This window comes from Paraflavitalea pollutisoli, from assembly GCF_029360705.1.
Classification (GTDB): Bacteria; Bacteroidota; Bacteroidia; order Chitinophagales; family Chitinophagaceae; genus Paraflavitalea; species Paraflavitalea pollutisoli.
Genome location: NZ_JARKMX010000008.1, coordinates 2187032 through 2211806, shown reverse-complemented (window position 1 = coordinate 2211806; position 24775 = coordinate 2187032). Strand labels below are relative to the sequence as shown.

At 50.5% G+C, this 24775-nt stretch carries 17 protein-coding genes; 5 read left to right on the top strand and 12 right to left on the bottom strand.

Annotated features, from left to right (window positions below; all coding sequences use genetic code 11):
- Nucleotides 1-18: 18 nt before the first annotated feature.
- Nucleotides 19-588, bottom strand: a complete 570-nt coding sequence (locus P2W70_RS22565) for a hypothetical protein (RefSeq protein ID WP_276483796.1) — start codon at nucleotides 586-588, stop codon at nucleotides 19-21.
- Between the two features lie 146 nt (nucleotides 589-734).
- Here P2W70_RS22565 and P2W70_RS22560 point away from each other — a divergent pair, with 146 nt between their 5' ends.
- Nucleotides 735-1325: an ester cyclase gene (locus P2W70_RS22560; protein ID WP_276483795.1), complete on the top strand. Its 591-nt coding sequence runs from the start codon at nucleotides 735-737 to the stop codon at nucleotides 1323-1325.
- A gap of 119 nt (nucleotides 1326-1444) precedes the next feature.
- Nucleotides 1445-1720 carry a hypothetical protein gene (locus P2W70_RS22555; RefSeq protein WP_276483794.1) on the top strand — a complete coding sequence of 92 codons (276 nt, stop codon included), beginning with the start codon at nucleotides 1445-1447 and terminating at the stop codon, nucleotides 1718-1720.
- A gap of 107 nt (nucleotides 1721-1827) precedes the next feature.
- Here the strand turns inward: P2W70_RS22555 and tamL are convergent, their stop codons facing one another.
- The 10 genes from tamL to P2W70_RS22505 all read right to left on the bottom strand — a co-directional run bounded on the left by tamL (nucleotide 1828) and on the right by P2W70_RS22505 (nucleotide 15350).
- Nucleotides 1828-4125 carry a translocation and assembly module lipoprotein TamL gene (tamL, locus tag P2W70_RS22550; RefSeq protein ID WP_276483793.1) on the bottom strand — a complete coding sequence of 766 codons (2298 nt, stop codon included), beginning with the start codon at nucleotides 4123-4125 and terminating at the stop codon, nucleotides 1828-1830.
- 34 nt (nucleotides 4126-4159) lie between these two features.
- A complete protein-coding gene (locus tag P2W70_RS22545) occupies nucleotides 4160-9331 on the bottom strand; it encodes a translocation/assembly module TamB domain-containing protein (protein WP_276483792.1) in 5172 nt (1723 codons plus the stop codon).
- A 281-nt stretch (nucleotides 9332-9612) separates the two neighbouring features.
- Complete coding sequence (locus P2W70_RS22540) at nucleotides 9613-10104, bottom strand: CinA family protein (RefSeq protein WP_276483791.1); 492 nt, start codon at nucleotides 10102-10104, stop codon at nucleotides 9613-9615.
- Nucleotides 10105-10315: 211 nt separating this feature from the next.
- Nucleotides 10316-10498 (bottom strand): hypothetical protein, encoded by a 183-nt coding sequence (locus tag P2W70_RS22535; RefSeq protein WP_276483790.1) that lies wholly within the window; start codon nucleotides 10496-10498, stop codon nucleotides 10316-10318.
- A gap of 39 nt (nucleotides 10499-10537) precedes the next feature.
- On the bottom strand, nucleotides 10538-10966 hold the full coding sequence (locus P2W70_RS22530) for a response regulator (RefSeq protein ID WP_276483789.1): 429 nt from the start codon (nucleotides 10964-10966) through the stop codon (nucleotides 10538-10540).
- Nucleotides 10967-10997: 31 nt separating this feature from the next.
- Nucleotides 10998-12665 (bottom strand): sensor histidine kinase, encoded by a 1668-nt coding sequence (locus P2W70_RS22525; RefSeq protein WP_276483788.1) that lies wholly within the window; start codon nucleotides 12663-12665, stop codon nucleotides 10998-11000.
- 4 nt (nucleotides 12666-12669) lie between these two features.
- Nucleotides 12670-13674, bottom strand: a complete 1005-nt coding sequence (locus P2W70_RS22520; protein ID WP_276483787.1) for an ATP-binding protein — start codon at nucleotides 13672-13674, stop codon at nucleotides 12670-12672.
- 2 nt (nucleotides 13675-13676) lie between these two features.
- Nucleotides 13677-14102: an anti-sigma regulatory factor gene (locus P2W70_RS22515; RefSeq protein WP_276483786.1), complete on the bottom strand. Its 426-nt coding sequence runs from the start codon at nucleotides 14100-14102 to the stop codon at nucleotides 13677-13679.
- Nucleotides 14071-14478 (bottom strand): STAS domain-containing protein, encoded by a 408-nt coding sequence (locus P2W70_RS22510; RefSeq protein ID WP_276483785.1) that lies wholly within the window; start codon nucleotides 14476-14478, stop codon nucleotides 14071-14073. The genes P2W70_RS22515 and P2W70_RS22510 overlap by 32 nt, the downstream gene beginning before the upstream one ends.
- A gap of 14 nt (nucleotides 14479-14492) precedes the next feature.
- Nucleotides 14493-15350, bottom strand: a complete 858-nt coding sequence (locus P2W70_RS22505; RefSeq protein ID WP_276483784.1) for an STAS domain-containing protein — start codon at nucleotides 15348-15350, stop codon at nucleotides 14493-14495.
- 447 nt (nucleotides 15351-15797) lie between these two features.
- On the opposite strand from P2W70_RS22505, the gene P2W70_RS22500 reads away from it, so the two are divergent.
- The 3 genes from P2W70_RS22500 to P2W70_RS22490 all read left to right on the top strand — a co-directional run bounded on the left by P2W70_RS22500 (nucleotide 15798) and on the right by P2W70_RS22490 (nucleotide 24257).
- Entirely contained in the window at nucleotides 15798-22226 is a 6429-nt protein-coding gene (locus P2W70_RS22500; RefSeq protein ID WP_276483783.1) for a HAMP domain-containing protein, read from the top strand.
- Between the two features lie 60 nt (nucleotides 22227-22286).
- A complete protein-coding gene (locus P2W70_RS22495) occupies nucleotides 22287-23552 on the top strand; it encodes an ATP-binding protein (RefSeq protein ID WP_276483782.1) in 1266 nt (421 codons plus the stop codon).
- A 102-nt stretch (nucleotides 23553-23654) separates the two neighbouring features.
- The gene (locus P2W70_RS22490) at nucleotides 23655-24257 is read left to right on the top strand and encodes a hypothetical protein (protein ID WP_276483781.1); all 603 of its coding nucleotides are present in this window, start codon (nucleotides 23655-23657) and stop codon (nucleotides 24255-24257) included.
- A gap of 14 nt (nucleotides 24258-24271) precedes the next feature.
- Here the strand turns inward: P2W70_RS22490 and P2W70_RS22485 are convergent, their stop codons facing one another.
- Nucleotides 24272-24733: an NUDIX domain-containing protein gene (locus P2W70_RS22485; protein WP_276483780.1), complete on the bottom strand. Its 462-nt coding sequence runs from the start codon at nucleotides 24731-24733 to the stop codon at nucleotides 24272-24274.
- Nucleotides 24734-24775: the final 42 nt, after the last annotated feature.

The following is a 24775-nucleotide window of genomic DNA, read 5'->3' as shown; positions in this document are numbered from 1 at the left end:
ATCAATTTTTTACCCCGCTCAGTCATTGTCTCTCCGCACAACATCGATCTTCACCAGGGTGCCCCCCACATCATAGAAAAAGCGCTGCATGTTGGCGCCCCGCTCGGCCACCACTTCGTAGTAGAGCTGTCGAGACTGGCTTTCATTGGTGTAACACGACGAAGAGCGCACCTTGTAGCCCGGATAGTCGCGCCGGATATCCTGCATGGATTGCTGAACCATTACCGGTAAAATGGCGGCTGTTTCCTTCTTCTTCGTCATGATCAACTGTCCCGTAGCAGAGAATACACTGTAAAACTTCAGGTCGCCGCGTTTGATGACCAGCAGGTAATAGCTGGTCGTGTCGCGGTAAGAAACCAGGCTATCGACATCGGCGATGGCCCAGGCATTCTTGGCAACGTACGGCGGCATGGAGTAATACTCTATGGCCACTGATCGCGGGAAGATCTTGTTGAGCGAATCAATGACTGGTTTTGGTGTCAGTTGGCGGTTAATTTTGGTAGTTTCTTTAACGACGAGTGCGTCTTCCTGCCCAGCTACATAGCTGCAGATAGCTATGCTGAGCACTAACAGGAGGTACTGTTTCATGGCTCATGGAATTGGTGTACGGTATATTGTGTATAATCAATGACACGGCAGGTATAGCTGTTCCGCCAGGGAGTACAAAGTCAATGATTTTTTACAAGGACGAGAAGCTGGTAGTAGTGAGATTTGCGATTCAAAGTAAAGCAATAATGAAACCAGGTATTACTTCGATCTTTTGGGTGCTTACGCTGCTGGGCGCGGCTATTGGCAGCGATGCACAACCGAATACACCAAATCTATTGACTAAAAAAAGCAAGGAGGATTCCATGAACCCTGTTGAAGCCAACAAGCAAGTTATTCGCAACCTGTATGAAACAACCCTGAACAAACATCAGCTGAACAAGTTAGATCAGTTCGTCGCCGAGGACTATGCCGGCGTTAACGGCGCCCGGGGACCGGCTGGCTTTGCCTCCACATTACAGCCCTTGATCAATGCCTTCCCAGACGTCGAATGGCATATTGAAGAGATAATCGCTGAAAGAGACAACGTAATGATCCGGTGGACCTTCCGGGGAACGCACCTGGCAACCTACCAGGAGCTGGCAGCTACGGGTAGAAAGGTCAGCATTTATGGCATCGGCATCTTCACCTTGAGGAATGGGAAAGCGGTCAGCGGAACATCGTATACCGACAGGCTGGGTTTTCTGCAGGGCCTGGGGGTATTGCCGGCGGATATCGGTGCGCCCGTCCGCGCGCCAGGGGAGCTTAAAAAGTTGCCCGATCCGGCTCCGCAGCAGTAGAGAACTAGAAGAAAAGTTAGCATTTATCACTTTAAAAGTTAGTAATGCTGCTTTTAAAAGTGCGATACTGAATGGGTCGTGGTGTAGCAAAGCTGTTACTTTGGAGATTGTTGACAGCTATGGACCATCGCTATGATGTTGTAAAAGATTTTATAGAACGGGGGAAGATCGTCGAGTTCAAGGAGATATTTACCTATCTGCCTAAAACTGTGCTGATCAAGGACTGGCGCTCCAATAATTACCGGTTGACCCGGTTGATCGATCATCCGCAGCAATTGTCTGTGGAAGAGATCTATGAGATTGCCGCACTGATCAAGGTCGATCCCGCCTTGGTGCTTACGTTGGTGGTCCGGCAGTTCAACAACAATGGAGGCCATGTCTTTTTAACCGCATAAATTGTCTATACCATAACCGATCCTTATCTGGTGATCAAGTACAGCGACCTTTATTGGCATCACCATAATGTCTAAGCCACCCATGCTCCCGGGTGGCTTTTTGTTGGCTAGAACGGATAGCCAATGCCCAGGTTCCAGATCAGGTTGTTCTTGCGCCAGGTGCTATTGCCGAAATCTACCTTGTCGATCACCCAACGCTGTCCGTCGGGCAACCAGGGTTTACGCAGCGGGAAGGCTACGTCGAGGCGGATGATCAGGATACTGACATCAGCCCGTAGACCAAGACCCGCACCCACGGCGATCTCCTTGAGAAAGTTTTTGCTGAACTGGGCGCCTTTCTTCAGTGTGTCATTGTTGTACAACCAGATATTGCCGGCATCGATGAAGGCGGCGCCTTCTATGATGCTGAATAACTTAGCGCGCAACTCCGTGTTGAACTCCAGCTTGATATCACCGGTCTGGTCGGGAACGCCCGATGTGGTAGAGTCGTAATAAGTACCCGGTCCTACGTTCCGGTTCCGGAAGGCGCGGATACTGTTGCTACCGCCGCTAAAGAATTGTTTGATATAAGGTAGTGACTTCGAATTGCCGTGGGGTAAGCTGGCTCCGATGATCAACCTGTTGGCCAGGCTGCTGTTGGTGCCGGTTTGCAGATAGTAGCGTATGTCCAATTCCCCTTTTACATATTGGGAGAAGGTGGCGCCGAAGATCTGGCCCGATTTGCCATTGGCACTGTCGCCGAAGATGAGACCGGCCAGGTTGCCCGATACATCCGCCGTTCCACTGAAATAGAACCCGGAAGCATGTTTTTGTTTATCGACCCGGTTATCGTAGGTGAAATTGTACGTGCTGCCGAGAATGAACTGCTTTTCGATGGCCTTGGCGAGCGTAGGATCTTTCTGCATCAGCGTATCGTATTCGTAGGTCACATTCATGGGTTGCACGTAATTGATCGCGATGGGGTTGAACTGGTGTTCTTTGTACAGGCTTTCCTTCCAGGCATAACCGTAGGAGGCACGGAAGGAATTGAGTGTATAGAGTTTTCGTTTGTTGAGCAGGTCATAGCCCAGCAGGATATTCGTTTTGGGTACAAATGCACCCCGGGTATCCAGCCGGAAGAAAGGGATCAGGAAACGGGGGAAGGTGAGCGCGCCTTCCAGCCCCAGGCGGTACACATTGTATCCACGTTGCGCACTGCTGTACTGTACTTCCGCACCACCGGAAGCGGTAATGCGCAACAGTTCGCCGGCACGGAAGGTGTTGCGGTTGCGCCAGGATACGGCGATATTGCTACCGACCAGGTTGTTGCTTTTGGAAGTTCCATTGATCTCGGCCCTTAGTGATTTCTTGGCGTAGGGGGTCAGGTAATAGTAGGTGTTCAGCTGTGCAAAAGGGGAGTTAGGCACTTTTTCGAACCGGTTCTTTACGAATTTGAATACGCCCATATTGATCAGGCGGGTCAGCGACAGATTGTGGTCGCGGCGGTTATAGATGTCGTTAGGTTCAAATTGCATGGCTGTCTCAAACAGGTAAGGCTTGTATTGTTTATTGCGGTCCACCACCGTATAACCCTTGTGTAGAGTGCCTCCGCGTTTGCTGGTGTCGGATTCCGCATTCAGCCGGAAATTGGTATAGATGACCACATCCTTGATGGTGTACATCTCTGAGGCGGTTTTGGGAATGCCATTCTTCAGGATCACATACATGTTTACCTTGTTGTTACCAATGGTACTGTCGGTTTCTATCAACAGGTATTCTGGATTGAAGTAGTAAAATCCATTGTCTTTGAGGTAGATGTCGATGCGATCGCGTTCTGCTTTGATGATATCCAGGTCAAACGGTTGTCCGCGTTTGAGCAGGGTGTTCTGCTCAGTCTGCCGGATGGTATTGGACAGAAAGCTGCTGTCCATCTGGTAGCGAACGGTGTCGATGATGTATTGTTTGCCAGTTCTGACGGTGTAGGTCGCGCTGGCCTTTTTGTTTTTGACGGTGGTATCGCCCCGTACGACGGCGTTAAAAAATCCCCTGTTCTCGAGGTAATTTTCCAACACGGCCATATTGCGGGAAAGGCTCACCTGGCTGAGCAAGACCGGCGGTTCGCCTGTTTTGTTTTTCAGTTTACCCCGGAATGAAGTTTCGCTTTTGGGATTGCCGGCGATATTGTACACCCACAACTTAAACCGCATACCCAGGAATTTTTTGTTGGGCCTGGGCCGGGTAAGGCTGTTAAGTTCGCTGGTAATGGCTTTGCGTTTTTTGCGGCTCAGGTCTTCGCCTTTCACATTGACGGTAGCACCGGTATAGAGCGCGTCGTTGGCAGGCAGGTACTTGGTATTGCTGCAGGAAGCCAGTATGCTCACCAGGGAGAGGAGGGTTCCGTAGTATATAATTCCTTTTCTTTTCAAGCGGTGTCGATTCTGTGCGTGTTAAATGTTGCTGTTATTCGTTGTTCCCGGCTGTAGGCAGGGTGGGTGGTGGCGGAGGTAACTGTGGTGGATCCTCTTCCTTGGCTTCTTTGCCCGTGGTGGGTACAGTCGGCGGTGTTTCAGGCACCTTGGGTGGTACCGCTTCCTTGTCTTCCAACTGCTGCCGTTGTTTCTGCCGCTCCAGTCGACGGGCTTCCCGTTTTTTGGCCGATTCGAATATTTGCCGGAACCGGTTATAGTCGATCGTAATTACGAGGCCAACCCCTGTCTCCACGATATATCCTTCCAATATACCTTCGTATTCGTTTTTGCGATAGGCACGTACCATGTACCGGCCGTCCTTGCTCAACTGGTAATCGAGCCGCACGTCGCCGGCGATATTGTTGCTCTGGCGATTGGTGTTCTGGGCCCCTTCCAGTTCGAAGTTGCTGCCTACGGTTACTTTAAGGCGGTCATTCAACAGGCGTTTAGATACTTCCACATTCAGGTCCGTCCGGTTCTGGAACTGACCCGTGGTATAGTCTTCTTCCGATTGTACATCGAAGTTGATGTCTACGCCTTCAATAAGTCCCGCTGCCAGGTTGTTTAATTGCTCCGTAAGGAGTTTGCTGACGCTCTGGCGGGCAAACCCTTCTGCCGTGAGGCTGCTGTTTCCGGTTTCAAACGGATTTTCCTGTATAAACCTGTTTAGCAGCAAGAGGGCAAATACCTGCTTATTCAGCTCGGCGGGCTGTTGACGCAATTGTTCCAGCTTTACATTGGAGGCTTCCACGATGCCTTTGTCGACGTCATAGCTTTTGTCTTCCGGTAATTTGATGTCGAAAGCCAGGTCTGGTTTGAGCAGTTTGCCCGTCATGATGAGGAATACCTGGAAGGGCAGCCGTTGCCGGTACTTGTTCCGGTCGGTGGCCGATACATCGCTTCCCAACTGACCAGCTACCAGGTCGATGGGGGCCGTGTTCGCCGTATACATCGCTGTGAGGTCTACGTCGGCTTCTGTTGGCTCGCCCTGCCAGATGATGCGGCTGCCGGATTGAATATCGAACTTGCGTTTCAGGAAGTTGAACGTTAGCTGGTAGCTGCCCTGCTGCAGTTCGTAGGTGCCGGTCAACGTTACCTTGCCGCTGGGGTCGATACCACCGTTGAGGTTGGCTTCGCCTTTTACCTGCAGCAAGTCGCCATTGCCTTCATCGATGATGAGGTTGAGCTCTGCTTCTTTGTTGATGGTGATATTGACGTTGATATCATAATCCCGTATGCTGGCAGTGTTCAGGGAATCGAGACCGCTGCGCCACAGCGAGTCATTGGGAACGGCGTCTTTATCTACAAATCGTACAATGCCTTCCCGTTCCTGCACACCCGGGTCTTCCTGGGGCAGTACGACGGTTAGTTTGGTCTTTTCATTGACTGTCAGTGACCCATCTACTACCGGGTGCAATTCGGTGCCTTTGATGTGCAGGTTGCTATTGAAAAATAAGGCGCCGTAATAAAGGTTGTTATCTTTCTTTGTGCTGTTCAATGCCTGGAAATTGCGGGCATCAAAGTCGAGGTCGAATTTATAATTGCTGAAGTTGGTGGTATACGCAGTGCCATCGAGCGTAGCGGTATTGTTGGCCGAGTCGCGCAATGTAAATTTGTCAAACACGACGCCTTCATCCGTCATTTTAATACCCGTTTGGTCAATCTTGATCGGCGAGCCCAGGAAGGAGGGCGTCAGGATGGCTTTGTTGAAATTAAGTTCCCCATTTACCGATGGTTTATCGATCGTTCCTTTCACGGCAAATTGTCCGGTGGCTGTGCCTGAGGCTTTACGGATACTTCCCATGCTGACGCCTTCGAGGGTATTCATCTGCAGTGTACGCACCGCCACATCGAAGTCGAAGGTGCTCACGTCGGCTACTTTGTAAACCCCTTTTATACCAACATCATTGCCCTTGCCCGTCAAGGTAACATCCGCTGCATAGTTGTTGGCGGTTTCATTGTTGACCTTTACCTTGATATCGCCCAAGGTATCCTTGTTCATGCTCACGTTATTGATGGCGAGGTCGCCAACAAACACTGGCTCCTTCATGATATTGGTAAAGTTGACACCGCCATTCAACTCTCCATCTACGATCAGCGAATCTTTTTGTACGAAGCTGACCAGCGTGCCGATCCGGAACCGGTCGAAGCTGACGCCGAGGGGCTGTCCGGGCTCGCCGGTCCGTGATTGTATGGATAGGCGCTGGTCCATATAGCTGATCCAGAAATTGCTGGCCGTAATGTTGGCAGAGTCGATATGAATATTGTTGTCGTTGCTAGCCAGCCATTCCTGGTAGTTGAGCAACAGGGAGTCGGGCCGTAGGGAAAAATCATAGACTCCTTTATTCGGTTGTGCCAGGTTGCCTTCGAGGTGGTATTTGTCGCGCCCGTTCATGTCTTTCGTGTGCAGGGCAAAATTGATCTTGTTGTCGGCCAGCGTGGCGCGTAGCCTTGTAGCGTATACGACCAGGGATTCACCGCTGCGGAAGGCATCGAAGCCCAGGTTGGCCTGCAGGCTATTGCCTTCCGTGCCGGCCACCAGTTGCAGGTTGTTCAGCTCTGTAGTACCATAAACGACCAGGGGCGCTTTTAGGGTGGCATCGATGCCTTCATCGCTGGTAAAATGTCCATCGAGTCTCACCGGCTCCAGTTGTTTGATATCAGGCGCAAAGGCTTCCATCAAGGGGCCCTTGAATACTACTGCCCTAACCTGGAAATCATACGGAGGAAGTTGTGTGAGTGAGTCCGGGGCATTATTGTAATATTTCTGTATGGAACGCTGCACAACAGAGCCCAGTTCGGTCAGGTGATATTTGCCCCATAACCTGACCCGCGCTATTTCGCTGGTGAGTTTGATCACCTGCCCCGAATCGGGTCGGTGGGCTGCCAGTACTTCCAGCGAATCAGTTTCGATGCGGCGATCGCCCATCACAAGCAGGTTTTTGGTAACAAGTAACCTGCCTTCCAGGCTATCGATGTTGAGTAAGGGAAAATCGGCATCGATCACGCCACGGTATTGTATGTTATCTGTTGTCAGGTGCAAGGGCGCCGTCTTGATGCTATCAACTACCGCTACCACCTTAACGGCCGGGTAAGCGCCGGCCAGGCTGCCAGACGCGTCGATATTCAGGTGGATCGGTTCATTTTGTATGCCTGCATTCACTTTAAATACTTGTTGTGCGATCTCGCCGGTAAGCTTGAAATCATGGTAGCGATATCCCTTATAATCTGCGACCGTTACGAGGCCATCGATATTGGACTGCATCGTTTTGAACACACGTCCTTTGCCTTTTGCTTTTACCTGCAGCGACAGCAAGCCAAGATCAGGTTGTTTCAACAAAGTTTTCAGGTCGAATGATTGGGCTGTCAATACCAGGTCGTAACCCAGGTTGATGGAGTCGGCCGGGTTTTGTACATTGCCTTTGAGGGTAGCGGTACCGAGCGTCGTATTGATGACGAGGTCAGTTTGCAGGTTCTTTTCATTGCCGGCGATCTTGCCCGACAGGTTGAATTGCGAAGGGATGGTGATATTGTTGGGGATGGTGCCTTTGGGCAGCAGACTGTTGACGTCGCGGGCACTGCTGCTGATGTCTCTGATGGTCAGGTTGGCCTGCAGTTTTTTCATATCGGGCAGACCTTTGATATTGCCCGCCAGGTCGAGGTTCGTTTGCTGCATCCCTTTCACTCGCAGGCTGGCGATGCGCAGATCACTCACGGAGCCATTTAGCCGGCTGTTGATGAACCAGGTGGCCTGTGGGTTGGCAAAGGCAGGCTGCTCTGCCAGGAACGGCGCAAAGGTCAGGATATCTTTTACCTGCACCTTGCTGTCGCGAATGTCCATATCGAGCTTCAACTGACCAATATCTTTTTGTAAGGCTTCCAGCGAAGGGTAGGAGACGTCGAGGCTGCGACTGAGCTGGGTGCCGGGTGTTTGTACCACCAGATCGTGGAGGTAAGCGCCTTTGGCAGTGTATTGAAACTCGGTCTCCAGTTTGACAAGGGTAAAGCCTGACTTCTCTTTAAATCGTCCTTCTGTGACGGCGCCACTGATGGTATCATTACCGTAATAAATGTCTTCTGCTGCAAAATTCAGCTCGTTTAGGTCGAGATGCGCGTAGTCCATGCCCTTAGGGGCTTTCGGTGCATTGTCATCATCCATTTTGAAAGCGACCTGTTTCAAGGCCACGCCGTTCACGTTGACCTGCCAGCCGGCTTCGGCCTGCGCCTGTACCTCTTGCTTCACTTCTTTCGCCACCACTTTGGCCGCTTCTTTCTTACCCATCCGGATCGCTGCAATCGTCTTGTCGAGTGTTACCTCGTCGATTACTATACGCTGGTGCCGCAGGTCGAGTTCTTTTAGCTGCAACAGTAATTCTCCGAGGTTGAGGTTGGCGTATAAGGCACTGGCGTCATTGCCGTAATCGAGTCGGCAATCTTCCAGGGCCACCTTTCTGATCTTCAGCTGCATGTCGATCGGTTCGGCCACGTTGGCTGTGTCGGCAGCTGCCGGCTCTACCAAAGGTTTATGCTGGTAGATAGAAGCGCGTAGTCCGCGTAGTTCAGTAGAAGGAACGGAGTAGATGGATTTGTCGAGGTCAAACTGATCGATGCGGGTGTCAAGGTGACCTATCAGTACTTTCATATCACTGCCATTCACCACATCCTGGTATTGCGCCCGGACATTGTTTAGTACAACACGGTCTATCGAAATTTTGAAAGAGCTGGTATCGGTAGAGGGGGCGGATGGTTCTTTGGAAGCAAAGGCATCCACAATAAATTGAAAGTTGAAGGTCGTATCGGGCAGGGTGCGTTTTACCTTGGCATTGAGGTCCTCTAGGTTGATCTCTTTCACGACCAGCTCGCTTTTCAGCAATCGCCACAGGTTGACGTCAAACTTCATTTTGCCACCATAGAATAAGGTGTCCTTTTGTTTGTCTTCTATATAAATACCTTCCAGTACGATCTTCTTGGGGAAGCCGATATAAATCTTGCCCACTTCGATCTTTGTATCGAGTTTTTTTTGCAGCCAGGTGACCGCCTTGCCGCGAATGAAGTTTTGAACGGGGGGCGTTTGAATGAGTAAAATAATAAGGATCAGAATACCGAGGATGATCAGGAAAGTCTTTAACAGGATCCTCCCGATCTTTTTGAGTTTAGCAGGCACAGTGCTCGGTTGTTTCAAAATTAATCTTGCATTTATTTGTAATACTATCAGTTAGGCGGACAGGCAGGTTGTGTAATTCAAAAAGCAAGCCTTTTTCGCGTCGGCTTATTTAGGAGACGGATTGTAAGAAATGGGGAGAACGCTCTACAAAGTAACGAAATATGTAATGGAAATAGGCAAAGTGGTAAAAGGCTTGAGCCGGGAAGGCGGAAGAAGGCAACGAGGGAACGAGGCAGAGAGGCATAAGAGGGAGAGGGGTGAAAGGAGAACGGCGGAAATGATCAGCTTTTCTGTCCGCTGATGCAGGATTCGAAGAGGCGGAGTACCTGTTCGGCGTAATCTATTTGTATGGCTGGAGGATTGTCGGCAGTGGAGCTGATCTTTTCGATGGCCAGTACTTCCGATCGATGGGTGGCCGCCACCCAGGCGAATAGCTCATGAATGCCTTTTTCGGGAACCGGCGCTGCATAACCGGTAATCGCAATGCCATAATCGCTCATGAACATTTTTTGCACCCCCAGGCTCATTTGTAAGGCGATCTTGGCCGACACACAATTGGTCTTGAGTGCTTCGATAGGATCTATCTGTAGGTGACGGGCCTTCTGACCCAGGTTGTAGGCGGTAATACCGCCCTGAAAGAAAAACAGGGCTTCATCGGCCGCGGAGAGGATGGCCTGCACATAACCCGCTGTTACGCTTTCGGCAACAGCCAGGGTTTCGTGGCGTTCGATGAGGATCGCGCGGATAGTATTTGCTTTGTTTTCAAACAACATGGCAGGCAAAAAGTACAGGAAATAGTAAAGGTTAATGATTAATGGTAATAAGGCTAATGGCTAAGTTGGATAGGTTAATGGTCGATGGTCCTCTTTGTAATGACTGGTGCGGGATAGGTTAATGATCAACGGACAATGTGGTACAACAAAGCCGGCGGAGCGGTTGGCGCCACCGGCTTCGATTCAATAAGTGTGTTGAACCCGGTACATCTTACCGCGAATGTTTTGATTTACCATGGTTGTGATGCGGTTTCCTGTTATGGGTGACATCATCTCCCTTCGTATCTTGCTCCTCATTTTTACGGCTGTCGAGGTTGTCACGGATCTCGGGCCTCGGTATGGAGTTATGTCCCTGTTTGCTTTGCTTCGTGTTACTGCTTCTGGTAGTTTTCATAATGATGGTTTTACCAGTAGCGCTAAAAAGATGATGCCATCAGGCTTCGGTATTCTCCTCTTTCACTTCGCTTCCGCAACCGATCTTATGAAACCATTTGGCGATCTCCTGACATTCAGTAAAGGTGGTGGGCTTTATGATATAAGCTGCTGCACCGATCTCTTTACAACGTATGCGTTCGATATCGTTGATCGAGGTCGAATAGATAATAACGGGAATGGATTTGTAGACATCGTGCTGCTTCAGGTGGGTCAACGTTTCCCGGCCATTCATACGCGGCATGTTCAGGTCCATCACGATGAGAGAGGGGAGTTCTTGTTCGTTCAGCTCATCGAGAAATTCGATGGCTGATTCACCGTTGCTGGCAAAACGCAAAGCTTCTCCGATCCCATTATCGTTGAAAGCTTCACGCATCAGAAACTGATCTTCCTCATCATCCTCTACCAGTAGTATTGTTTTTTCAGCCATGGGCACTTTTTTTAGACAGAGCATTCTGTGATTATAAGTGGACTTTTGTTGTTATATCTTGTTTTTCGGAGGACTGTACCAACTTTACAGCCAGGTTTTCTTCAAAGGGTAAGGTGATGATGAAGGTGGCGCCGTGACCCGGCTGACTGCGCGCTACAATGGAACCTTTGTGCATATCGATGATCTTCTGGACAATAGAAAGGCCGATACCGGTACCCTCAAACTCTTCGCGGCTATGCAGCCGCTGAAGCATGCCGAAGATCCTGTCTGCATATTTATCTTCAAACCCAATGCCATTGTCTGTGAAATGGATCATAAGCTTGTTGCCGGCCGTTTCACTACGTACCTTGATCTCGGGTGCAAGGCCGGGGCGGGAATATTTGATGGAGTTGGACAACAGATTGGCGAAAACCTGTTTAAGGTGTTGGGGACTACAGCGAAACACCGGCAAGGCGGCCACTTCCACCCGGGCATGTTTCTCCTGCAGTTGCATGTCAAAGTCATCCAGTACGCTTTGAAACAGGTCGTTCAGGTCGGCTGGTGCATGTTCCTGACTCTCTGCAGACAGGCGGGTAAATAGCAGGAGATCCTCAATCAGTCGCTTCATACGGGTGGTGGCCCCAATCATATTGTTGAGAATTGTCACCATGTGGGCATCCAGTTCGGGGAATTTCCGTTGCAGGTAATCACTGTACACCAGTATTTTACGCAACGGTTCTTGCAGGTCATGGGAGGCTACGTAGGCAAATTGAGCCAATTCTACATTGCTGCGGTTAAGTTCGTATAGTTTATTTTCTAATTCAGACTGATATGTTTGTAATTTGTTTTGAATGTCCTGTAATTCCCTGTTGTCTTTTAGCGTCTGTTCTATCAGTTTCTGGTGATGGATGTTTACTGCATAGCCAATCCAGGTGAAATGGCCGTTTTGGTCTTTCACCGGCATCGTGGCTGCCATATGCCATACCCATTCCGTCGTAGACTGGCTCCGCAAGCGGTATTGCATATTCATCGGTTGCAAGAGGGGCGTTTCATTTTCCCAGATGATCCTTGCCTGTTCCCAGTCATCGGGGTGCATAATATTCGCCCAATGGGCTTCACGTATTTGGTCGATCGTGGCGCCGGTAAAGTCAAGCAGCCAATGATTGGCGTAGGTTAGATCGCCGTCAGCATCCAGGGTAAAGATCATCAGCGGTACCGACTCCGACAGCTGCTTATACTTGAGTTCACTTTCCTGCAGTTTTTCGGCCAGCTGCTGCAGTTGGATATTCTTACGTTTGATCTCGTCATAGGGAGATAGGGGATATTCATTGCTGAAACTGCCTGCCCAGAGTTTCACAGCGGCTTCGGTGAGTTGTTTGTTGGGAGGCGTGCGAAAACCGGTTTCTATACTTTTTTCGTGTACGATAAAACGGTCCGCAAGTTTGCGGGCATACTGCAGGTTAGCGTGATGTTTGTCCGATACCGGGCTGATCCCCTCAATAATCGCAACAATCTGTTTGTCCTGTACATGCATACCGAGGCGCAGTACAGGGCGTACCAGGAAATCGATCCCGTACCGGCATATCTCTGACACGGCCGTCGCAAAAGTGGTTTGACCGGACAAGGATAATCCTGCCAGTTCGCCCAACTTCATCGATCGCCGGTGGGCGAGGATAATGTCCATGTCATTTTCTAGACTGAGACGGGTCAATTCATACATACTCTTAATTTAATTTGCCAACCACGACAGACATATCATCGGTTTGGCGGGCAAAATCCTTATAGATCGCGGCTGCCAGCACGGAAGGGTCGTATTTCAGGATGCCCGGATACCTAATGATCTCCCACTGTGACCGGATGCCATCTGAACAGAGAATGATATATTGCTGTCCTTCGGCTACGAAGAACTGGTGGTCCTTCATGGTGCCGGGAATGTTCATACCGATAATACCATTATAACTGATCAAGCCTTTGGATTGTGCACCGCCGTAAACCTTACAGGATATATTGCCCACACCGCATACCTGTACCGCCTTTGATTGCAGATCGAGAGTCAGTATCGTGGCAACAAGTCCCCGTGTACGTTTTACGTCGAGATGCAGCTGGCGGATGATCTCTGCCGGCGTCCATGCATCACTTTGGAGAAATGCCTGACCAGCGGTCTGCACTGCTTTTTGTGCTTCCGGACCATGTCCCAGGCCATCTGCTACCATCACACGTATTCTTAAATGATCCTGCTGCAATTGCCACCCATCGCCACTTACGGTTTCTCCGGGTTTCGCGACTACGAGGCCCCGGAAAGTAAATTTTGGGGGCTTTTTATAAGGTGGTGGCTTTTGATAGATCCTTGCCAGCAATATGGTACCCCAGCCTTTCAAAGAGTATATTTCGCAGGTGTCGGCCAGGCGTTTGATGGCCCCCAGTCCCTGCCCCAGTGTACCGGAGGTTGATATTCCATCTTCCAGCATCCTGGCAGGGTCTGCCATTCCTGGTCCTTTGTCGATGGCGATCAACTCTAAGTATTTATTTCCGGTTTCCTCGCCGATCAAGGCCAATAATTCTCCTTCTTTTGCATACTTGAGCAGGTTTGAGGTTATTTCTGCCACAATGATATCCACTTCATCGACACGTTTGACCTCCAACCCGGCGTTGGAGACCATCCGGTGAATATCTTTTTTGATCAGTGCAGTATAACTCCTGTCGGATGCATTGAAGCGCACATGTGCCATAATCAACCGTTCTTCCACTTTAATATGATCACCGTCGTTCCCTGATTAGGAACGCTTTTGATGTCGAATTCGCTGACGAGCCTTTTGGTACCCGGCAGGCCCAGCCCAAGGCTTTTGCCCGTAGAGTAGCCGTCCTGCATCGCTTTTTTAATGTCTTCAATACCAGGGCCTTTATCGGAGAAGGTGAGGCGAATGCCGTTTTCGCGGCCTTTACTCACCACTTCTATCAATACTTCGCCACCGCCTGCATACCTGAGCATATTTCTGCTCAATTCGCTGGCGGCTGTGATGAGCTTGGTTTGATTGACCAGCCCCATGCCGATCTTCGTCGCATGTTCCTTGACGCGGTTGCGGAAAGGAACAACATCCTGCTCGAGCTTCACCACCATGCGGTCTTTAGTCAGCGTCACTAATTGCGTCGTCATCATCGTCTTCGGGGTTTAGGTCAAGATCAATTCTGTTCCGCAACAACTCCATGCCCCGTTCGACATTCAATGCCGTAAATACACCCTGGAGGGGAAGGCCCAGTTCAACGAGTGTGATGGCTACTGCCGGCTGCATACCTACGACGACAGTTTCGGCATCCAGTATCTTCGACATATTAGCAATATTGCCGATGATCCTGCCCATGAACGAGTCAACGATCGATACAGCTGAAATATCGATCAACACTCCTCTGGCTCCTGTTTTATTAACCATCTGCACCAGATCCGCTTCGAGATTCACGGCAAGACGGTCGTACAGATCAACCTGAATGGTTACCAACAAGAAGTGTCCCATCCGAAGAATAGGAATCTTTTCCATGCTCAATCTGTTACTTATTGTTGTTTTTGTTTCTTTCTTACTTCCAGGTGTAATTGGCTGAAGGCATGCCGCAGGGCGCTGGCCAGGCTGGCCTTCGTCGTAATATTCGACAGGTCGATGCCAAGATGTACTACGGTCTGGGCGATCTCCGGACGGATACCGCTGATGATGCATTCTGCACCCATGAGGCGGGTCGCACTTACCGTTTTGATCAGGTGCTGGGCTACCAGCGAGTCTACAGCCGGTACGCCGGAAATATCGAGAATGGCAATGCTGCTACCAGTCTCGACAATCTCTTGCAACAAATTTTCCATCACCACCTGGGTACGGGAGCTGTCGAGGGTGCCGATGATGGGCAGGGCCAGGATACCATCCCACACGCGTATCACCGGGGTTGAGATCTCCGTGATCTCATTGGTCTGGCGATAGATCACTTCTTCGCGGCCTTTAATGAATGTTTCGAAGGTGGCGATGCCAAAGCTATCGACGAGCTTGCTGATACGAATAGTTTCCGCGTACATTGCAGCGGGGTCATCGCGCATCTCTTCCTGGATCACCTGGAGCAGGCTATCCTTCAGGCTAAAGATATAAATACCCGTTTCCCGGGGTGAGAAACCCTGCTTGGCGCGCGACAGGCTGATACCTGCCAGGATCTCGTAAACCGGTTCAAACTCCGAAGATTCTACATTCCCCAGGTTTTTTTCTGTGATCGATTGGACCAGCGCCTGGACCAGTTCTTCTGATTGAATGCGCAATTCCTCATTGCTAATGAGGTCATCGCGCAACCCCGCATCGGCCAGTTGCTTTTCCATCCAGATCTCCAGGATCTGCTTTTTTTTCTTCTGAAGCGTTTTTACAAGATCGGCTTTCATATCTAATAGTTATAAATGTTAGACAATAGGTAATATGAACATAGGGGTACCGGAGTACTGTAAGGTTGGTGCGAAAAATTTTTCATGAATGGTTCAGGGCAATAATTGTAGAAAGGTGCTTATCCTGTAGAAAAAACGTGCCGATTTGTTAAACAAGGCTTTGCACGATGTTGACAATCGCTCAAATGCAGGCTGGCTTTGTTTAAATCGATTCAATAAAAGTTATGATGTAGCAGAAAAAGGCAATATGATACAGGGGTGCAAATGGGACAAAATGTATATTTTATTGCTCGAAATGGGGAATTTTGTTTAAGCTGGCTTTTTGCTTTTTCGCTACAAGTCAATACCCGTCTACGTAAGTGATTTTCTGTATTTCTGGCATGATTTGTTATATGTTAAAGGCTTCTTTAATAAACTTTTGCTATGACCCGCCCAAAAACTAAGTCCATGCCAGCCAAAAGCAGCGCTACCCGTACTGCCAAGGCGAGCGGAAAACCGACTACCAAAACGGCAACCCGCACCGGGAAAACAACTGCCTCCAATGGCAATGGCTTTGCCCATGTTTCCCCGCAGGTAGCTGAGCAGTTTGACCTCCGTGCCTTGTTGCACGTGCTCACCGAAATGAAGAATGGTAATTTCAGTGTGCGTATGCCGATCGACGAAGTCGGGCTCAACGGCAAGATCTGCGACACCCTCAACGACATCATTTCCCTCAATGAAAAGATGATGCAGGAGTTTACCCGCGCCGGCAGTACGATCGGTAAGCAGGGTAAGCTCACCCAACGCATTGAAGTACCCCATGCCAAGGGCGCGTGGAGTACGGGTATGGATTCACTCAATACGCTCATATCGGACCTGGTGCACCCGACCATCGAAATTGCCCACGTAATCTCGCTGGTGGCCAAGGGTAATCTCTCGCAGGAAATGCCACTGGAGATCGGTGGACACTTGCTGCAGGGGGAATTTGCGCGTATTGCCAAAGAGGTAAACGACATGGTGCGCCAGCTCAACCTCTTTTCAGTGGAAGTGACGCGCGTTGCGCGTGAAGTGGGATCGGAAGGTAAACTGGGTGGACAAGCGAAAGTAAAGGGTGTAGGTGGTGTGTGGAAAGACCTGACGGACTCGGTCAACCAGATGGCGAGCAACCTGACGGGCCAGGTGCGGAACATTGCCGAGGTAACGACGGCCGTAGCAAAAGGCGACTTGTCGAAAAAGATCACGGTAGATGTAAAAGGAGAGATCCTGGAGCTTAAGAATACGATCAATACGATGGTGGACCAACTGAACTCCTTCTCTTCCGAGGTGACCCGCGTGGCCCTCGAGGTGGGTACGGAGGGTAAGCTGGGTGGCCAGGCCCAGGTAAAAGGGGTAGCCGGTACCTGGAAGGACTTGACAGACTCGGTGAACCAGATGGCGAGTAACCTGACAGGTCAGGTGCGTAACATCGCTGAGGTGACAACGGCCGTAGCAAAAGGTGACCTTAGTCGCCAAATCACCGTGGATGTAAAAGGGGAGATCCTCGAGTTAAAGAATACGATCAATACGATGGTGGATCAGCTGAACTCTTTCTCTGCGGAAGTAACGCGTGTGGCGCGTGAGGTGGGGTCGGAAGGTAAGCTGGGCGGCCAGGCCAAGGTAAAAGGGGTCGGTGGGGTTTGGAAAGACCTTACCGATTCGGTAAACCAGATGGCAAGTAACCTAACGGGGCAGGTGCGTAACATTGCCGAAGTAACGACGGCGGTGGCGCGCGGTGACCTGGGTCGTAAGATCACGGTAGACGTGAAAGGAGAGATCCTCGAGTTGAAGAATACGATCAATACGATGGTGGACCAGCTCAACTCCTTCTCGTCGGAGGTCACCCGTGTGGCGCTTGAAGTGGGTACAGAAGGTAAACTGGGTGGCCAGGCACAGGTAAAAGGCGTAGCCGGTACCTGGAAGGATCTTACCGATTCGGTAAATGGTATGGCCAGTAACCTGACTGGTCAGGTGCGTAATATCGCAGAAGTAACGACCGCGGTAGCACGCGGTGACCTTAGCCGTAAGATCACGGTGGATGTAAAAGGAGAAATTCTCGAGCTCAAGAATACGATCAATACGATGGTGGACCAGCTCAACTCCTTCGGATCGGAAGTAACGCGTGTGGCGCGTGAGGTAGGATCGGAAGGAAAGCTCGGTGGCCAGGCGCAGGTGCCCGGTGTGGGTGGCACCTGGAAAGACTTAACGGATTCCGTGAACGTGATGGCCGGTAACCTGACCTCGCAGGTACGGAACATTGCGGAAGTAACCACAGCCGTGGCGACCGGTGACCTTAGCCGTAAGATCGATGTGGATGTGCGGGGTGAGATCCTCGAGTTGAAGAATACCATCAACACGATGGTGGACCAGCTGAGGGGCTTCGCTTCGGAAGTAACGCGCGTGGCGCGTGAGGTGGGTTCGGAAGGTAAACTGGGCGGACAGGCTGCTGTGGAAGGGGTCGGTGGTGTATGGAAAGACCTGACCGACTCCGTAAACGGTATGGCGAGTAACCTGACGGGTCAGGTGCGTAACATCGCAGAAGTAACGACGGCGGTAGCGCGTGGTGACCTTAGCCGTAAGATCACCGTGGACGTAAAAGGAGAGATCCTTGAATTAAAAAATACCATCAACACCATGGTGGACCAGCTCAACTCCTTCGGATCAGAAGTGACGCGGGTAGCCCGTGAGGTAGGATCGGAGGGTAAGCTTGGTGGCCAGGCGGATGTGCCGGGTGTAGGTGGTACCTGGAAAGACTTGACCGACTCTGTTAATAAAATGGCCTCCAACCTGACCTCTCAGGTACGGAACATCGCGGAAGTAACGACGGCGGTGGCCAACGGTGACCTTAGCCGTAAGATCGGGGTGGATGTAAAAGGCGAGATCCTCGAGCTGAAGAACACGATCAATACGATGGTGGACCAGCTGCGGGGTTTTGCGTCGGAAGTAACGCGGGTGGCGCGTGAGGTAGGTACGGATGGTAAACTGGGTGGCCAGGCCAACGTGCCGGGTGTGGCTGGTACCTGGAAGGATTTGACCGACTCGGTAAACCAGATGGCGGGTAACCTGACGGATCAGGTGCGTAACATTGCCGAGGTGGCCATTGCGGTAGCGAATGGAGACATGTCGAAGAAGATCACGGTGGATGTGCGCGGGGAGATCCTGCAGCTGAAAGAAACCCTCAATACGATGGTGGATCAGCTACGTGCCTTTGCGTCGGAAGTAACGCGGGTAGCGCGTGAGGTGGGTACGGATGGTAAACTGGGTGGCCAGGCCTTCGTGCCGGGCGTTGCCGGTACCTGGAAGGATCTGACCGATTCGGTAAACCAGATGACGGGTAACCTGACGGCCCAGGTGCGAAACATCGCCGAAGTGACGAAAGCGGTGGCGAGTGGAGACTTGAGTAAAACAGTACAGATCGACGTAAAGGGTGAGATCCTTGATCTGAAGAATACGATCAATACGATGGTGGAGCAGCTCAACTCTTTCGCCTTCGAAGTAACGCGGGTAGCGCGTGAGGTGGGTACGGAAGGTAAACTCGGTGGCCAGGCAGAAGTGCGTGGTGTGGCCGGTACCTGGAAAGATCTTACGGACTCAGTAAATATGATGGCCTCCAACCTGACCAACCAGGTGCGGGGTATTGCGAAAGTAGTAACGGCGGTGGCCACCGGCAACCTGAAACAAAAGCTCTCGATCGTATCACGTGGTGAGGTGGCTCAGCTCACCGATACCATCAATGAAATGATCGATACCCTGGCGGTGTTTGGCGATCAGGTAACAACAGTGGCCCGTGAGGTGGGTGTGGAAGGTCGATTGGGTGGCCAGGCGAGTGTGCCGGGTGCATCGGGTATCTGGAAGAACCTCACTGAAAACGTGAACCAGCTGGCGCAGAACCTGACGACGCAGGTGCGTTCGATCTCCGAGGTGGCGAGTGCGGTGACCAAAGGTGACCTTACCCGAACCATCCGTGTAGAAGCGAAAGGGGAGGTGGAAGCCCTCAAGGATACCATCAACCAGATGATCAGCAACCTGAAGGAAACGACCTTGCGCAACCAGGAGCAGGATTGGTTGAAATCGAACCTGGCACAGTTTGGTCAGATGCTGCAGGGGCAGCGTGACCTGAGAACGGTGACCCAGCGTATCCTGTCCGAGTTGGCGCAGGTGGTGAATGCACATTATGGCGCCTTCTACATTTTACGGCAGGATGACGATACCCAAAGCGCCCGACTGAGCCAGTTTGCCGCTTATGGTTATGTGACCGATAAGAATGTGCCGACCGAATTCGCGATCGGCGAAGGACTGGTAGGTCAGGTGGCCCATGAAAAAGAAAGGATTATCCTCAGCAATGTACCCGCCAATTATATCAAGATCAATTCGGGCCTTGGTCGTGCCAAGCCGGCCAATATCATCATCGTGCCGGTGTTGTTTGAAAACAACGTGAAGGCGGTGATCGAGCTGGCCTCGCTCGATGCCTTTGGCGAAACGCACCTCGACTTCCTCAGTCAGTTGACGGAGAGTATCGGTATCGTATTGAATACGATCGAAGCGAATACGAGAACGGAAGAACTGCTTACCCAGTCGCAGTCACTGGCGGGTGAGTTGAAGATACAGCAGGAAGAGTTGCGTCGTACGAATGACGAGCTGCAGGACAAAGCCTTGCTGCTGGTGAAGCAAAAGAACGAGGTGGAGGCGAAGAACAAAGAGGTGGAAGAAGCACGCCGTTCGTTGGAAGAAAAAGCGGAGCAGCTGACGCTTACCTCGAAGTACAAGTCGGAGTTTTTGGCGAATATGTCGCACGAGTTGCGCACGCCGCTGAACAGTTTGCTGATCCTTGCCCAGCAGTTGTATGAAAATGCGGAGGGTAATCTGTCGGACAAGCAGATCCGCTATGCGCGTACCATTCACTCCTGTGGTGATGACCTGATCCAACTGATCAATGATATCCTCGATCTGTCGAAGATCGAGTCGGGCTTTATCACTGCTAACTTTGGCGCGGTGCGGTTTTCGGAGATCGCTTCCTTTGTGGAAACGACCTTCAAGCCCATTTCGGAAGCGCGGCATTTGCGCTTTACGATCGAGACCGATTCCAGGCTGCCGGCATTGATGGAGACCGATCTGCAGCGGTTGAACCAGATACTCAAGAACCTGCTGTCGAACTCGTTTAAGTTTACCGAGAAGGGTGAGGTGAAATTGCGTATCTACGAAGCCCGTAAGAGCTGGAAAGCAGGTACGCCTACCCTCGACAACGCATCGAAAGTAGTGGCCTTTGCCATCAGCGATACGGGCATCGGTATCCCGGTAGAAAAGCAAAACATCATCTTCGAAGCCTTCCAGCAGGCGGAAGGCTCTACGAGCCGTAAATATGGTGGTACCGGGCTTGGGTTGTCCATTAGCCGTGGCTTGGCCGAACTGCTGGGTGGTACCATCGAGCTCGAAAGTCAGCCGTCGTTTGGTAGTACCTTCACGCTCTTCCTGCCGATCGAAGCGGCCGTGGGATTGGCGCCGAAAGAGGAGAAACTGTCAGCCTTGCGCCAATACCAATTGGGAGGCGACAGTGGCGAGATCGATACGCTGATCAATTCTATCCGGGCCACCACGGAGCCCAAAGAAGGGCAGGGGATGCAGGGTATGGTCAACGAAATGATCAATGATACCGGTGATGACCGAAATGCCATTCAGCCTTCCGATAAAGTATTGCTGATTGTTGAAGATGATCTTCGATTTGGTAAGATCATCATAGATAAAGCGCATGGTCGTGGTATGAAGGCCATTGTGGCGACCAATTATATCGAAGTGTTTGATTTTATCAACCGGTTTCTCCCGATTGCCATTACGCTCGATGTGAAATTGCCGGATACCAGTGGCTGGAAGGTGCTGGATCTGTTGCGCAATGACCTGAACTATCGCCATATTCCCATTCACCTCATCTCGGGCGAAGAGAACCGGGAGCTTGCCTTGAAGCGGGGTGCCCGGAGTTTCCTGCTGAAACCGCTGGACAATGAAGAGCTGAATGAGTTGTTTGATGATATCCTGACCTTCCACGAGAAGGATATTAAGCGGGTACTGGTAGTAGAGGACAACGAGCTCGATTCTTCGCAAATCGTCAAGATGCTGCAGGGCGATCATATGGAAGTGACCCTGGCCGGTACCGGTAAAGACGCGGTTGCTCAGATCACCGATAAAGAGAAGAATTTTGACTGTATCATTCTTGATTATACATTGCCGGATATTTCGGGTACGGATATTGTGAACAGGGTGGCGGAAAATAAAGAGAAACACACGCCTGTGATTATCTATTCGGCGAAGGACTTTGCGAAGAAGGAATTGCAGCATTTGGGACGTACCTCCAACAGTATTATCCTGAAAGGGGTCAACTCGCTGGAGCATTTGCTGGAAGAAACGGTGCTGCACCTGCACATCAACCACAAAGACCTGCCGCAAGAGAAGAAGCGGGTGATCGAAAATGTGCGGATGAAAGAAGATATCCTGACGGGTAAAAATGTGTTGGTGGTGGATGACGATGTGCGCAACCTGTTTGCCCTTACGACGGTGTTTGAGCGCTACAATATCAATGTGATCACGGCAGAGAGTGGGAAAGAAGCGATCAATATCATCAATGAGGAGAATCCGAAGATCGATATGGTGTTGATGGATATCATGATGCCGGAGATGGATGGATACGAGACGACGCAGAAGATCCGGCGCGAGCACAAGAACAGTTTGCTGCCGATCATTGCGGTGACAGCGAAGGCGATGAAAGGGGACCGGCAGAAATGTATCGAGGCGGGTGCTTCGGACTATATCACCAAACCTTTGAAGATTGATCAGTTGTTGTCGTTAATGCGTGTGTGGTTCTATAAATAATTCTATTAATCCGTACCCTGTGATGGCTACCGCTAATCAACTGAACTTTAAAAAAAGCACATGCAGCAAAAGATCTTATTGGTAGACGACCGCGAAGATAATTTGCTTTCCATGGAGGCGATCCTGGAGCCTGGAGGATACCATTTTGTCAAAGCGACATCCGGCCGCCATGCGCTGAAGATCCTTCTGACGGAATTCGACTTTGCCCTTATCCTGATGGATGTCAAGATGCCCAACCTGAGTGGGTTCGAGACGGCGTCCCTGATCTACGAGCGGGAAAAGCTGCGTCATATACCGATCATATTCATCACGGCCAACAACTTCGACGAGGACAATATCTTCAAGGGGTACCGGAGTGGCGCGGTGGATTATATTTATAAGCCGATCAATCCCGATCTGCTGCGGGCCAAGGTGGGGGTGTTCATCGATCTGTACCAAAAGAACCACCGGTTACAGATCCAGGAGCAGCGATTGAAAGCCATCAACAAGAACCTGGAGAATGAGATCGCGGAACGCCGTGCTTCGGAAGAAAAGGTGCGGCAACTGAACCGGCAATTGCTGGCCAATATCAGCTTGCTGGAGTCGGCCAACCGCGACCTGGACCGGTTTGCTTTCATGGCTTCGCACGACCTGCAGGAGCCGCTCCGGAAGATCCGTACGTTCAGCGATTTGTTGGCCACCAAATACAAGGAGGTACTGGATGCAGATGCCAATACCTATATCAGCCGCATACAGAGTGCGGCCAGCCGCATGCAGGCCCTGATCAAAGACATTCTTGCCTTCTCCAAACTGACGGGTGAGAAAGATACCTTTGAATTTACCGACCTGAATATTTTGTTGGATGAGGCATTGGTAGACCTGGAAAGTATGATCCGCGAGAAAGCGGCGCAGATCGATATCGTATCGCCGTTGCCGGCGCTGGAAGTAAAGCCTGGCCTCATCAGACCATTATTTTATAACCTCATCAGCAATGCGCTGAAATATAGCAAAGACGATGTGGCGCCGCGGGTCACGATCCGTTATGAGTTGACCTCCGGTCAAAACGGAAAGTCCGATCCGAAGGAGCATGGTAAGTACTGCCGGATATATGTGGAGGACAACGGTATTGGGTTTGACCAGATCTATGCGGAGCAGGTATTCGAGATGTTTCGCCGGTTGCATGGCAATACCGCTTTTGAAGGAACAGGTATTGGCCTGGCGCTTTGCAAAAAGATCGTCGAGAAACACCACGGCTTCATCACGGCTACCAGCAAGGCCGATGTGGGTACTACCTTTACGATCACACTACCGGTTTACCAGCCGGTGAAGGTGAGTTTGCAGGGGTAGGGGATTGCACAGGGGGATTTAGTCAAGGTGTCACATTGTAGAAGTTTGCGGGATGTAGCTAGGTAAAGTAAACCAGGTTGGCGTATGTAAAAGATTTTGACTATGGGCAAGGGTGAAATCAAACTTATTACCGCGCTGAAGAAAGTCGGCTTTAGGACAACAGGAATATATGATCTGTTTAATCGAAAGACGTTGCCGTCTGAAGCAGTGCAAGTTATTTTACAGCTATTTCCGGAGGTTTATAAAGATCACCGCGGGCATGGTGGAGATTTATTGCGTTCATTGATCGCGGCGGAAGAACCGTTTGATCCAGCCCCACTTATTGAGTTTTTCGAAGATGGATATTTTAATAAAGTGGTTATGTGGACGGTTGGACATGTGATTGCTGTATCAAAAACAACAGATATTTCAAATTGGTTAAAGCATCAACTGTTGAAGGAGTATGCCACCTTTGAAAGAGCCTCATTGGTCCAAGCTCTTCCGTTAAAGGGAGGCTTCCGGAATTCGAAGGAATTGATAGTTGTCCTGAAGAAGATCTATGATAAGTATCCAATTGAAGTGCTTGAACTGCTTAAAAAGCATGGAACAATTGATGATATTGCTTTCTTGCAGGAAAAGCTTAAGCCGGTCATGCGACCGGAAGCAAAAGATGTTGAAAAACTCATTGCTCGATTAGAAAAGAAAGCCGTCTCCAAAAAGAAATAGCCAATCAGTGCTGTTTATTTCAGGGTTGCCTTCAATAAATCCGCCACGATCTTATCGATCGGCAGCGTAATGTGTTCACCCGAAAAATCATCCCAGTCGATGAACCGGAAGGTTTCGGTTTCGCCGGTGCGGTGGTAGAGCTCCATTTCGCGGTCGTCGAAATCGAATTGGCTGGTGCGTAGGGGAGCCTTGATCGGTTCGAGTGCGTGGGCAAAATAATAGATGGCGATGATCTGTTGATCGGGGGTGAAGGCGCTCATCTGAAAAAAGTCGGTGGTATAAATATGATCGCCGATACGAACATCGAGGTCCATCTCTTCTTTGAACTCCCTTTTCAGGCAATCGCGGGTGCCTTCTCCAAATTCTAATCCACCACCCGGAAACTTGGTATAATAACTTCCGCGTATGTATTCGTCTGCCACCAATACCTGTTTCTGCTCGTTCATTAAGATACCGTATACCCGTACGTTGAACATATACCTGATGTTGAGGGCATAAACTTAGTACTTATTTGGCAA